The following is a 12,093-nucleotide window of genomic DNA, read 5'->3' as shown; positions in this document are numbered from 1 at the left end:
CGCCGCCAGGCGACGAGCCCCCACCTCAAACAGGATCCGGCTCCCCCACCCCGTCCCCGTCCAGCTCCACATGCCGAGCCGCCAACGTCCCCGCCAAATGCACCAGCTTCACATTCAACTGCTGAGAAGTCCGCCGCAGCAAATCGAACGCCTCCTCCGCATCCAACCCCCGCCGCGCCATAATGATCCCCTTAGCCTGCCCAATAACATCCCGGCTATCCAACGCCCGCCGCATCTGCGCCCGATGCAACTCCCCCGAGTCACCGCATCCGTCTCCGCCACCGCAAGCGTCGCATGACTGGCCAGCAACAACACGACATCCCGATCAACATCCGCCAGCCCACCAGGCACCCGCGAATAAAGATTCAACGCCCCGGAAAACCGCGAAACAGCATCATCAGCCAACGCAGTAGCCAACACCGCCCGCCACCCCAACCCAGCCGCCGCAGGCGACCACCGCTCCCACTGCCGGTCACGAGTCAAATCCGGGCATTCAAGAAACTCCGGCCGGCCAGGGACCGCAGCGTCATGACAAGGCCCCTCCCCCAATTTGTACTGCAGCACATCCAAATCGGCAGCCTTAGGATCCGTATACGCAGCAGTATGGAAATTCCCGTCCGGCGCCCGCAACGTAATCGACACCAGCTCGGCGGAAGGCACCAGCGAAGCAGTCGCGTCCACGATCAGCTGAAGCACCTCGCCGACCGACCGCGCCGCCAGCAGCATCTCGGTCAGCGACCGGAACCGCTCCCCCGACGGCCCCCGCGACTCGTCCTCGAACGCCAGCGCCGCGGACGCGGTGTCCGAGACCGGCACGCCCTCCTCCTCAAGGACCTGCCGCGCCACCCCGCCTTCCCGGCACGCGAACACCGCCTCGCTCGCCCCAGCCGTTTCCCGCAACGCCGCCAGATCCTGGCGCGAGAACGCGGTCAGCTCGCTCAGCTCGAAGACCACCAGCCGAGGCTCCGCGGACAGCACATCGCCCACTTCGGCGCGCAACTCGCCCGGATCGCCGCTCAGCCGCACCACCGCCGAGTAGTCGACCGCCGCCCTGTTCTCAGCTTCCACGTGTCCGACCGTACCGGCAGCCGAGCAGGACGGGCACCGCGAGACGGTCAACCGGCGACCACGTCCCCCACAGCGTCGGCGAGGCGTCCGACCACCCGGAGTTCCCGGTCGAACCCGAGCACCCGCAACGGACGCAGCACCGCGTGCTGCCCGGCCACGAGGACGAACGGGACGCCCGCCGCCTCAGCCGCCCGGGCAGCACTGGTCAGCACTTCCAGACCGCTCACTGAACAGAACGTCAGACCGCTGACGTCGAGAATCAACCTGCGCGGACGCAATGCGGTCTCGTCAGCCAGCGCTTCGCACAGCCGCGCGGTGGAACGCAGATCCAGGTCCGCGGACACCGTGACCACGGTTTCCGCCGCGGTGGCGGTGATCAGGGTTCTCGCCGGTGTCCCCGGCAGATAATCGTGCACCATCAAGCCCTCCTCGCCGATGCGAGGCCGGACCGCCGTGCGCGGCCCGGCCCAGGGCCCGCGACTGCGGGCCGCGATGGGTCAGGCGACGGCACGTGGGCTGAACCGCTCCCAGCCCGACCGTACCGCAGGACCAAGCCCGGCGCACTGACCGAGCGCGAGAACTGTTCAGTACCAGGACCGCTCCCGCCGGATGGACAGTCCATCCCGGACACCGGATCTCTCCGCCCGGCCGGGTTTCGCCCGCGCCGGGCCGGGTATCCGCGCGACATGGCGACCACCCGCGCAGCCGCGAGCCCGGATCTGTCCGAACTGCCCCCGGTCGACGTCCGCCCGCAACGGGCGTCGGTCCGTGACACCGGGCGCATCGCCGCGCGGGTGGTCGCCCCCACCGTCGGCATCGGACTGATCAGACGCCGCCCCCGCGCGCTGGCGGCGGCGCAAAAACTGCAGCTCGACCGGTCGGCGATCAGCCTGCTCCGCGACCTGCGCGAGCGCTACGGGCCCGGCCCGCTGGAGCTGCCGCTTCCCGGCCGGTCCATCCGAATGCCGCTCGACCCCGGCCAGGTCGGCGAGCTGCTGGCCGGCGCGCCCACCCCGTTCAGCCCGGACACCGCCGAGAAAGCCGCCGCACTGCGCCATTTCCAGCCGCACGGTGTGCTGATCTCCACCGGTGCCGCCCGGGCGCAGCGCCGGAAGCTGAACGAGACCGTTCTCGAACCGGGCCGCGCCGCGCACGAACTCGCCGGATCCTGGGCGGAGACCATCCGGACCGAAGCGCACGAAATGCTCTCCGGATTCCCCGATCTCGACGCGACCCAGTTCACCGAGCACTTCTGGACGATCATCCGCCAGCTGGTGCTCGGCGGGGACACGACCGCCGACCGGCGCGTCACCGATCTCCTCGACCAGCTGCGGCTCGACGCGAACTGGGCGTTCGCGCATCCGCGACAGAAGGAAACCCGCCGCCAGTTCCAGTCCCTGCTCGACCGGCAGCTCGGCCTGGACCGTCCGGGCAGCCTCGGCGCGGCGATGAAGAAACAACCGGCCGACCCCGGCGTCGACCCGGTCGGGCAGGTGCCGCACTGGCTGTTCGCCTTCGATGCTGCCGCGATCGCCACCCTTCGCGCGCTCGACCTGCTCGCCACACATCCCGACGAGCTGACCGCAGCCCGCAACGAGGCCGCCGAAGCGGATCTCTCGAAGCCACAAGAACTTCCCTATCTCCGCGCGTGCGTCCTGGAGTCCATCCGGCTCTGGCCCACCACGCCAGCGCTGCTGCGCGAAAGCACCGAGGACACCGCGTGGGGCCCGGCCGGAACGGCGTTCCTGGTGTACACGCCGTTCTTCCACCGCGACCCGGAAACGTTGCCGTACGCGGATTCCTTCGTCCCGGACATCTGGCTGGACGGCCGCGCCGAGGCCAATCCCGCGCTGGTGCCGTTCAGCGCCGGGCCCGCCGTGTGCCCCGGCCGCGACGTCGTGCTCTTCACCGCCTCGACACTGCTCGCGAACCTCCTGCGGCAAGCCGGTTTCGCACCCCGAGGAACCGCCGCCGACCTCCAACCGGGACGGCTCCCCGCGACACTGAACCACTTCGGCATCCGCTTCGCGCTGTCCTGAGCCCTACTTCAACCGCTCAAGCAACGCATCACAGAACGCGGGAAGATCCTGCGGATTCCGCGACGTGATCACCCCGCCATCGGCCACCACCTCACGGTCCACCCACTCCGCGCCCGCGTTGCGCAAGTCCGTTTTCAGCGACGGCCACGAGGTCACCGTCCGGCCGCGCGCCAGCCCGGACTCGGCCAGCAGCCAAGGGCCGTGGCACACGGCCGCGACCGGTTTGCCCGCGGCGGCCGTCTCCCGGACCAGCGCGACCATCGGCTCGCTGCCGCGGATCTTGTCCGGCGAGTAGCCGCCGGGCACCACGACCGCGTCGAAGTCGGCCGCGCCCACGTCGTCCACGGCCTGATCGGTGGTGATTTCGGTGCCGTGCAACGCGGTGAGCTTCTTGCCCCGCGCCAATCCGACGACCACCGGGTCGTGCCCGGCCGAACGCAGCCGTTCGACCGGCACCCGGAACTCGTCGTCCTCGACCATTTCGTCCACGAGCACTGCCACTCGGGCCATGCTGGTCTCCTTTCCGCGAAGATTTACCGCTTACCCAGGACGCTCGACGTCACCGCGCCACGAGCCGGTTTCGCGCCCGCGCTGCTCGATGAACTCCTTGAACCGCAGCATGTCCCCCTTGACCCGCCGGTCCAGGATGCCGAGCTTGTCGGCGGCGTTCTCGGCGAAACCCTCGGGGTCGATCTCCATCTGCGCGGTGACCCGGGTCTTGGAGTCGGCCAGCCGGTGGAAGGTGATCACCCCGGCGTGGTCCGGCCCGGAGTCCGAACGCCACGCGACGCGCTCGTCCGGATGCTGTTCGGTGATGGTCGCGTCGAACTCCCGTCCGACGCCGCCGAAGCGGGTGACCCAGTGCGTGTGCGTCGCGTCGAGCTGGCGGATTTCCTCCACGCCCTCCATGAACTCGGGGAACGATTCGAACTGCGTCCACTGGTTGTACGCGGTGGCCACCGGTACTTCGACGTCGACGATCTCGGTGATCGTGCTGGTCATGCCCTCCTCCTCGCTGGACGGGTACCGGGCCCGGATTCCCGGGGCGCGGCGGGGCGAAACCGGCGCGATTGCCCGGCCGCGCTGCGGGTACCCGTTCAGCGGAAAGGAGGCCGCCCATGCGAGTCGTGATCGTCGGCGGAGGATTCGCCGGGTACCACGCGGCGAAGGAACTGCTGCGGACCCTCGGCGACCGCGCCGAGATCGTCGTGCTGAACCCCACCGACTATTTCCTGTACCTGCCGTTGCTGCCCGAGGTGGCGAGCGGCATCGTCGACCCCCGCCACGTCGCGGTGTCCATTCCGGACACTCTGCGCGGCGTGCGCTTAGTGCTGGGCACCGCCGGGTCGGTCGACTTCGACGCCCGCACGGTGACCTACGTCGACCCGGAAGACCGCGAACGCACGCTGGACTACGACCGGCTGATCCTCGCCGCGGGCAGCGTCAACAAGCTGCTGCCGATCCCCGGCGTCGCCGAATGCGCGCACGGTTTCCGCGGCCTGCCCGAAGCGCTATACCTGCGCGACCACGTCACCCGGCAGATCGAGCTGGCCGCCGCGACCGACGACCCGGCCGAACGCGACGCCCGGTGCACGTTCGTGGTGGTCGGCGCGGGCTACACCGGGACGGAGGTCGCCGCGCAGGGCCCGGAGTTCACCGCGGCGCTCGCGCGGCGGCACCCGGAACTCGCCGGGCAGCCGATTCGCTGGCTGCTGCTGGACATCGCCGATCGCGTACTGCCCGAATTGGACCCCCGGCTCGGCGCCACGGCGGACCGGGTCCTGCGGGAGCGCGGCGTCGAAGTCCGGATGAAGACCTCGGTGGACCGGGCGGAACGCGAAGGCGTGACGCTGACCACCGGCGACGCCGTGCCGACGCACACCCTCGTGTGGTGCGTGGGCGTCCGTCCCGATCCCCTGGTCTCCGACCTGGGCTTGGAAACCGTGCGGGGCCGGCTGGTCGTCGCGGCCGGAGCTGAACGTCCCCGGCCGCGACGAGGTGTTCGCCTGCGGCGACGCGGCCGCGGTGCCCGATCTGACCCGCCCCGGCGAGACGACCCCGATGACCGCGCAACACGCGCAGCGGCAAGGGAAACTGGCCGGGAACAACGTCGCCGCGTCGCTCGGCGTCGGCCGTGCGCGCCGGTACCGGCACCACGATCTCGGCTTCGCCGTCGACCTCGGCTCCGGCGAAGGCGCGGCCAATCCGCTGCACGTGCCGCTGGCCGGGCTCCCCGCCCGCGTCGTGACCCGCGGCTACCACCTGCTTTCCCTGCCGGGCAACCGCCTGCGCACCGCCGCCGACTGGGCGCTGGAAAAGGTCGGCCGGCGCCAGACGGTGCAGCTGGGGCTCGTCCGGTCCGGTTCGGTGCCGCTGGACACCGCCTCGCCGGAACTGCCCCGGACCCGGTGACGCCCACGAGGGAGGAATCCGAAATGGACACACTCGAACTGCGCGCGCTGCTGACCGACGGACCGTTCGTCTCGGTGCACCTCGACGAATCGCACGACACCGAAGACGCGGCCAAGCAACTACGGTTGCGGCTCAAGGAAATCGAGGCCGCCTTGGAGGACCAGGGCGCTGACCGGCCGACGGTCGAAGCAGTCCTCCGCGCCGTCGAAGAAAGCCCGCCGCCGGTGGGCCGGGCCGGGCGCACGATCGTCGCGGCCCACGGCACGATCCTGCTCGACCGGCGGCTCGCCGCACCGCCGCCGGCGCAAGTAGCGCGGTTCTCGGAGCTGCCGTACTTCCTGCCGACCGTAAGCCACGTCGAGGACGTCCCCGCGCATCTGGTGGTGCTCGTCGACCGGACCGGCGCGGACATCGAGGTGCACCGGCCGGACGGCAGCGTGGAAACCGAGACGGTGCACGGGCAGGAGCACCCGGTGCACAAGGTCCGCGGCGGCGGTCCGGCGCACCGGGACATCCAGTCGCACGCCGAACAGACCGCCCACCGCAACCTCGCGGAAGTCGCCGACCACGTCGCGAAGGCCGCCGAACGCGTCAGCCCGCGGGCGATCGTCCTGGCCGGCGAAGTCCAGGCCCGCACCGAACTGCACGACCGGCTGCCCGAACCGGCCCGCTCGCTCACCGCGGAGGTCGACGCGGGCAGCCGAGCCTCCGGCGCGGATCGGTCCGAACTGGACCGGGCCGTGCACGAACTGCTTACCGGGCAACGGTTGCGCGAGCTGGACGACCTCGCCGAACGCTTCCGCGCCGAAGCGGCCCGCGAATCGGCGCTGGCGGTCAGCGGGTTGTCCGCGGTGACCGCCGCGCTGGCGGAGGCGAACGTGGCCACGCTGCTCGTCGGGGATTCCGGCGAGGCCAGCGTGTACACCGGCCCGGAACCGACGCAGGTCGGAGTCGCCCGGCCCCGGCTGAACGCGCTCGGGGCGCAGGACCCGGCCTTGCGCCGGGCGGACGAGGCGCTCCCGTACGCGGCGGTGGCGGTCGGCGCGGACGTCGTGGTGATGGACGAACGGCTTGACCTGGCAGACGGGTTCGGGGCCCTGCTGCGTCATCCGTGAGCATGACTGGGCCCGGGTGCCGCGACACCCGGGCCCAGCTCCGCTCACCGCAACGCTGGCAACAACTCCTGCCTCGCGAACTCCAAAAACCCTGGCTGGTGTTCGGCCCCGCCGATCTGCACCAGCGCCAGATCGGTGAACCCCGCCTGCGCGAACCGCTTCGCCGCGTCCACGATCGGCCCCGCCTCCGGACCGCACGGGATCCCGGCCGCCACATCCTCCTCGCGCACATACTGGGTAGCCGCGTCGAATGCCTGTGTTCCCGGCAGTTCCGCGTTCACCGGCCACCCGGAGCCGAACCACCGGAACTGCTCGTGTGCCCGCCGGATCGCCGCCCCGCGGTCCGGGTCCCAGCAGACCGGCAGCTGGCCGATCTTGCGCGACTGCGGCCCGAGCCGTTCGTGGTCCCATTCCGCGCACAGGTCCGCGTCCGGTTCGACCGCCACCATCGCGTCGGCCACCGGCGCGAACCGCTGCACCGACTTCGGGCCGGACACCGCGATCGCGATCGGCACCCGCGTCGGCGAAAGGTCCCACAGCTTCGCCGAGTCGGCCCGGAAATGCTGTCCGGTGTAGGTGAACTCGCCGCCGTCGAACAGGCCGCCGATGATCTGCACGGCCTCGGCGAGCCGGTCGTGCCGCACCGACGCCGACGGCCAGCCGACGCCCACGACGTGCTCGTTCAGGTTCTCCCCCGCGCCGAGCCCGAGGGTGAACCGGCCGTCGGACAGCAGCTGCACGGTCGCCGCCTTCTGCGCGACCACCACCGGGTGGTATCGCATCGTCGGGCAGGTCACGAGCGTCATGAGTTCGATCCGCTCGGTCGCCTGGGCCACCGCGCCGAACACGCTCCACGCGTAGGGCGCGTGCCCCTGTTCGGCCAGCCACGGCGAATAGTGGTCGCTGCAGGCCGCGAAGTCGAACCCGGCCTCCTCCGCGCCGGTCGCGCAGCCGACCAGCTCGCGCGGCCCGGTCTGTTCAGTCATCAAGGTGTAGCCGATGCGCATGTTCTCCCCGTTCGACTGGTTCCCTCCCGGGAACCTCTTCCGCCGCCCGGTTACCCTGCGCCGCCCGGCTTCACCCGTGCTGTCGGCCGGGCGGGTGCAGCGCAGCCTCGACCGTGGGGTACAGCGGAAGGCTCCGCTCCAGCCCGGTGAGCTGGATGGGCCGCATCGTCGCCCGGCCGGCCGCGACGATCCGCAGGACGGCGGACGCCCGGTCCTGCGTGATGGTCACCAGCGCGGTCAGCCCGGCCGAGGCCAGGAACTCCACCTCGGCCAGATCCACCACCAGCACCGGCGGATTCTCGGCGAGCACCTCGTCGACCGACGCGGTCAGCAACGGCGCGGTGAGCATGTCGACGTCGCCGTGCACCGTCAGCACCACGGCCGGAGGGCGATCGGCGCGCTCGACGCGAAACGCGCGTGCCGGGTCGGTCGGCTCGTTCATCGCCACAGTCCCCTCGTCGGCCGCTCGGGGCCGGGGCTCCGGCCGCCGCTTCCATGATGCCCGTCCGGCGACGACGGCGCAGCCGCCTGTTTCCGCCTCCCATTTCGAGGGTTTCACTCTTCCGAGGGAGGGTATCCGGAAGCGAGCACGACGAACGCCTTCATTCCCCACCGAGAGAAGGAAAGACGAGGTTCTCCCCGTGATTGTTCTCGGCGTCATTCTGCTCGTGGTCGGATTCGTCACCTCGATCCAGATTCTGTGGACGATCGGCATCGCCCTCGTGGTGATCGGCGCGATCCTGGCGGTGCTCGGCGGGACCGGGCGCCGGATCGGCGGCCGCGCGCATTGGTACTGACAGCGCGAGAAATCCGGGCCGCGGTTCCGTGGCCCGGATTTTCGCTCAGCGGGCCGCGTATTCCCGTGCGGCCCGCGACATCGGCAATCCCCGTTCCCGGGCGAGCGCCAGAACCGCACTCACGGTGTCCGCGATCGCGTCGATTTTCGCGTTCGCCGCCGTTTCGTCCATTCCGAGTTCCTCGCGGCCTACCGCGTGGATGATCCCGCCCGCACTCGCGACGACGTCCGGAATCCACGTGATCCCCCTGTCCCGCAACACTGTCTCAGCCTTCTCGTCGGCGAGCTGATTATTCGCCGGCCCGACGATCAGCCCCGCGCCGCACGCGGCCGCCGATTCGACGGTCAGCAGTCCGCCGGTCGCCGCGGGTACGAGCACGTCCAGCGGTTCTCGCAGCAGATCGGCCGTCGTCCAAGTGGCCCCGAGGCGCTCCGCGACCGGCCGGAGCCCGCTGTCGACGTCCGTCACCACCACCTCCGCACCGCGCTCGATCAGTGCCTCGCAGATCAGCCGTCCGACACTCCCGAACCCGATCACGCCCACGCGCAATCCCGCGACCGAACCCGGCGCGACACCGGCCTGAAGTGCGGCCAGCACACCCCGCGCGGTCGCCGCGCTCGACGTTCCGCTGCCGCCCTGGTCCGGCGGACGGCAGAACGCCCAGCCGTGCGCGAGCCGGTGGATGACCGCCATGTCCTCGGACGACGACCCGATGTCCGGCCCGGTGCGATACCGCCCGCCCAGCGCGGAAATCGCGTCGGCGATGTCGGCGATCAGCTCGGGCCGACGCGCCTTCCCGATGCCTTCCGGCGGCAGCGCCGCGACGGTTTTGCCGCCCCCGTAAGGAAGCCCGGCCAGCGCGCACTTCACCGTCATCGCCGCCGACAACCGCAGCGCGTCGTCCGCCCCGTCCCGCCACGACGGATAGGGCTTGATCCGGCACCCGCCGATCGCAGGCCCGCGCTCCGTCGAATGGACCGCGACCGCGATCGCCACCCCCGACCGCGCGCCCCGGACCACCTGCAATGCCTCGCCAGCGAAACTCTCTGTTCGATTCACCGGCCCAGCTTGCCTCTGATGTTTCGCTAGTCGCGCTAGTGGCGGTGATATGTTCGGAAAATGACCGAAACTCCGAACCTGGATCGGATCGACAGCCGGATCGTCCGCGAACTCCAGCAGGACGCCCGGATCCCGATGCGCGACCTCGCCGACCGCGTCGGCGTCGCGGCCTCCACCTGCTCGGACCGGATCGGCAGGCTGCAGGCCCGCCAGGTCCTGACCGGATTCCACGCCGAGGTCGACCTGCCCGCGCTGGGCCGGTCGGTGCAGGCCATGGTGTTCGCCCAGATCCGGCCGCTCAGCCAGCCGATCATCGACCGGTTCCGCCGCGACGCGCTCGCGATGCCGGAGGTGATGGCCGTCTTCGTCCTGGCAGGCGGCGACGATTTCCTGCTGCACGTCGCGGTCCCGGACGTCTCGCGGCTGCACACGTTCCTCGTCGAGGACCTGAGCAGCCGCAAGGAGGTCGTCCAGTTCCGCAGTTCGATCGTGTTCGACCACAGCCGGAAGCGGGCGATCGAGAACCTCGCCGGGGAGCAGTGAGCCCCGGCGCTGGGACTCCGCTTCAGCCCAGGTCCGCCTCTGGCGCCAGGACCGCCGCTATGCCGCCTGGCCCGCCCCGGCCCTCTTGCCCGCGGACCCGGCGCTGGAAGGTCCGTGAAGGACTCCTTGACGGAATCTGATTCCCTCAAGGAGTCCTTCACGGACCGCTGTGCGCGTTGGCGGGTGCCCCGGCCCAGCGCAAGCCGCCGCCCGCCCGGGTCAGCCCAGGTCCGCCTCCGGCCGGATCTCGATCGTCGCCGCGGGCCGGTGCAGTTCCAGCACCACCAGCTCGTTCCGCCCCTTCCGCCACAACGACTTCGGCGCGTACAGCGTCTTCTGCGGCCCGATCTTCCAGTACCGGCCCAGGTTGAAGCCGTTCAGCCACACGACGCCCTTCTCCCAGCCGGGCAGGGCCACGAAACCGTCGGCCGGGTCGGCGATCTCGGCGGTCGCGCGGTGGAACGCCGGGCCGGGGCCGGGTTTCGCGGACGAGAACCGGAGCCGGGACAGGTCGTCCAGCGGCAGCGGGCGGATTTCCCAGCCGAAGAGTTTCTGCTGGGTGTTCATCGCGACCCAACCGTCGATGCCCTTCCGATCGGCGAGGTACGGACCATAGTTCACCCGGCCCATCGTGTCGACCAGGATGTCCAGCCGCGTCCGCGAGTTCTCCAGCTTCAGGTCCAGCGTCGCGTCCGGATGGTTGCGGTCCAGCACGCCCAACGGCACGCCGTCGACGAAGACCAGCGCCCGGTCCGCCAGGCCGTGAATGCTCAGCGGTCCGGAGTGCGGGCCTTGCACGGTCGTGCGGTAGTGGATCAGGCCGGTCGATTGGCCAAGGCGTTCCATCGAAACCGGCTGCGCCGATCGGACCACAGTGGACAGTGCGGGCAATGAATCCACAAGGGACACCGACTCGGCGGGCGTCAAGGTTTGAGCGGGCAACCGCGGCGAGCGAGCGGGCGGCGGGACGGCCGGGAGCTTGGTGTATTTGGTGATGACGGATTGCAGCGCGGTGAATTTCGCACCGACGTCCCCGGCCTCGCCGACCGGAGAATCGTAGTCGTAACTGGTCACGGTGGGCTGGTATTGCGAGCCGGAAGTGTTGGCACCGGCGGTGAATCCGTAGTTGGTGCCGCCGCAGGCCATGTACAGGTTGACCGACGCGCCGGTGGCCAGCAACTGGTCGATATGGGCGGCGGTTTGCCCGGGGTCGGTCGTGTGGTGCGATTCGCCCCAGTGGTCAAACCAGCCGTCCCAGTACTCGGCCATCATCACCGGCGCCCCGGGACGGAATGCCTTCAGCGCGGCGATGCTCGGCGCTGGATCGCCGTCGCCGGTTCCGACTTCCAAAGTGCCGGGCAGCTCGCCGAAGCGCATGAAGAATTCGGAAGCGCCGTCCGCGACGAAAAGCAGGCTCGTTATCCCACGAGAACGCAGGCTGTCCCGCAGGTGCGCGAGATAGCTTGTGTCATTGCCGTAGCTGCCGTATTCGTTTTCGATCTGCACGGCGACGATCGGGCCGCCGTGCTGCGCTTCCAGCGGGGCGAGCTGCGGGATCAGCTGGTCGTACCACGCGTCGACGGCCCGCAGATACGCCGGATCGGCGCAGCGCAGTTCCATGTTCCGGTCCGCGAGCAGCCAGGCGGGCAGGCCGCCGAACTCCCATTCCGCGCAGATATACGGGCTCGGCCGGACAATCACCTGGAAACCGAGTTCCCCGGCGAGGCGGATGAACGCCCCGAGATCGCGCGGACCGCGGAAATCGGCCCGGCCGGGCGTCGGCTGATGGAAATTCCAGGCGACATAGGTTTCGACGGTGTTGAGGCCCAGTGCTTTCAACCGGGTCAGCCGGTCGCGCCACTGGTCCGGACGCAGCCGGAAATAGTGGATCGCACCGGACACGATCTGGAATGGCTTGCCGTCCAACAAAAAACGGTCGCCGGACACGCTCAGCCCACGGCGGCCGGCCGCGCCCGCCGGTCCGGCGAACACCGTGCTCGCGGCGACCGCGGCCGCGCCGCCGAGGAAGCTCCTCCTGCTCACGTCCATCCCT

At 70.3% G+C, this 12,093-nt stretch carries 13 protein-coding genes and 1 pseudogene; 5 read left to right on the top strand and 9 right to left on the bottom strand.

Annotation, left to right across the window (positions count from 1 at the left end; genetic code table 11):
- Positions 1–25: 25 nt before the first annotated feature.
- From RPX00_RS32495 to RPX00_RS32485, 3 genes are all read right to left on the bottom strand, one after another.
- Positions 26–181 (bottom strand): ANTAR domain-containing protein, encoded by a 156-nt coding sequence (locus RPX00_RS32495; RefSeq protein ID WP_406631101.1) that lies wholly within the window; start codon positions 179–181, stop codon positions 26–28.
- Positions 115–1,029 carry a GAF domain-containing protein gene (locus RPX00_RS32490; RefSeq protein ID WP_406631099.1) on the bottom strand — a complete coding sequence of 305 codons (915 nt, stop codon included), beginning with the start codon at positions 1,027–1,029 and terminating at the stop codon, positions 115–117. The genes RPX00_RS32495 and RPX00_RS32490 overlap by 67 nt, the downstream gene beginning before the upstream one ends.
- 86 nt (positions 1,030–1,115) lie before the next feature.
- Positions 1,116–1,487, bottom strand: coding sequence for an STAS domain-containing protein (locus tag RPX00_RS32485; RefSeq protein ID WP_406631097.1), 372 nt, complete (start codon positions 1,485–1,487; stop codon positions 1,116–1,118).
- A 267-nt stretch (positions 1,488–1,754) separates the two neighbouring features.
- On the opposite strand from RPX00_RS32485, the gene RPX00_RS32480 reads away from it, so the two are divergent.
- A complete protein-coding gene (locus tag RPX00_RS32480) occupies positions 1,755–3,107 on the top strand; it encodes a cytochrome P450 (RefSeq protein ID WP_406631095.1) in 1,353 nt (450 codons plus the stop codon).
- A gap of 3 nt (positions 3,108–3,110) precedes the next feature.
- Here the strand turns inward: RPX00_RS32480 and RPX00_RS32475 are convergent, their stop codons facing one another.
- Positions 3,111–3,617 (bottom strand): type 1 glutamine amidotransferase domain-containing protein, encoded by a 507-nt coding sequence (locus tag RPX00_RS32475; protein ID WP_406631093.1) that lies wholly within the window; start codon positions 3,615–3,617, stop codon positions 3,111–3,113.
- A gap of 30 nt (positions 3,618–3,647) precedes the next feature.
- Positions 3,648–4,109: an SRPBCC family protein gene (locus RPX00_RS32470; RefSeq protein WP_406631091.1), complete on the bottom strand. Its 462-nt coding sequence runs from the start codon at positions 4,107–4,109 to the stop codon at positions 3,648–3,650.
- A gap of 116 nt (positions 4,110–4,225) precedes the next feature.
- Between RPX00_RS32470 and RPX00_RS32465 the strand changes: the two are divergent.
- Both RPX00_RS32465 and RPX00_RS32460 read left to right on the top strand, forming a co-directional pair.
- A pseudogene (locus RPX00_RS32465) lies at positions 4,226–5,519 on the top strand (NAD(P)/FAD-dependent oxidoreductase).
- A 23-nt stretch (positions 5,520–5,542) separates the two neighbouring features.
- Positions 5,543–6,634, top strand: coding sequence for a Vms1/Ankzf1 family peptidyl-tRNA hydrolase (locus tag RPX00_RS32460; RefSeq protein WP_406631089.1), 1,092 nt, complete (start codon positions 5,543–5,545; stop codon positions 6,632–6,634).
- Between the two features lie 44 nt (positions 6,635–6,678).
- Here the strand turns inward: RPX00_RS32460 and RPX00_RS32455 are convergent, their stop codons facing one another.
- On the bottom strand, positions 6,679–7,641 hold the full coding sequence (locus RPX00_RS32455) for a TIGR03557 family F420-dependent LLM class oxidoreductase (RefSeq protein WP_406631087.1): 963 nt from the start codon (positions 7,639–7,641) through the stop codon (positions 6,679–6,681).
- A 70-nt stretch (positions 7,642–7,711) separates the two neighbouring features.
- On the bottom strand, positions 7,712–8,083 hold the full coding sequence (locus RPX00_RS32450) for an STAS domain-containing protein (RefSeq protein WP_406631085.1): 372 nt from the start codon (positions 8,081–8,083) through the stop codon (positions 7,712–7,714).
- 199 nt (positions 8,084–8,282) lie between these two features.
- On the opposite strand from RPX00_RS32450, the gene RPX00_RS32445 reads away from it, so the two are divergent.
- Positions 8,283–8,438: a hypothetical protein gene (locus tag RPX00_RS32445; protein WP_406631083.1), complete on the top strand. Its 156-nt coding sequence runs from the start codon at positions 8,283–8,285 to the stop codon at positions 8,436–8,438.
- Between the two features lie 45 nt (positions 8,439–8,483).
- On the opposite strand, the gene RPX00_RS32440 is transcribed toward RPX00_RS32445, so the two are convergent.
- Positions 8,484–9,497: a Glu/Leu/Phe/Val dehydrogenase dimerization domain-containing protein gene (locus RPX00_RS32440; RefSeq protein ID WP_406631081.1), complete on the bottom strand. Its 1,014-nt coding sequence runs from the start codon at positions 9,495–9,497 to the stop codon at positions 8,484–8,486.
- A gap of 60 nt (positions 9,498–9,557) precedes the next feature.
- Between RPX00_RS32440 and RPX00_RS32435 the strand changes: the two genes are divergently transcribed.
- Positions 9,558–10,040 (top strand): Lrp/AsnC family transcriptional regulator, encoded by a 483-nt coding sequence (locus tag RPX00_RS32435; protein WP_406631079.1) that lies wholly within the window; start codon positions 9,558–9,560, stop codon positions 10,038–10,040.
- A gap of 219 nt (positions 10,041–10,259) precedes the next feature.
- Here RPX00_RS32435 and RPX00_RS32430 read toward each other — a convergent pair whose 3' ends face one another.
- Positions 10,260–12,089, bottom strand: a complete 1,830-nt coding sequence (locus RPX00_RS32430; protein ID WP_406631077.1) for a beta-galactosidase — start codon at positions 12,087–12,089, stop codon at positions 10,260–10,262.
- Between the last annotated feature and the right edge of the window lie 4 nt (positions 12,090–12,093).

Source organism: Amycolatopsis sp. WGS_07 (genome assembly GCF_045278895.1).
GTDB lineage: Bacteria > Actinomycetota > Actinomycetes > Mycobacteriales > Pseudonocardiaceae > Amycolatopsis.
This window is presented reverse-complemented; position numbering and strand designations above follow the sequence as displayed.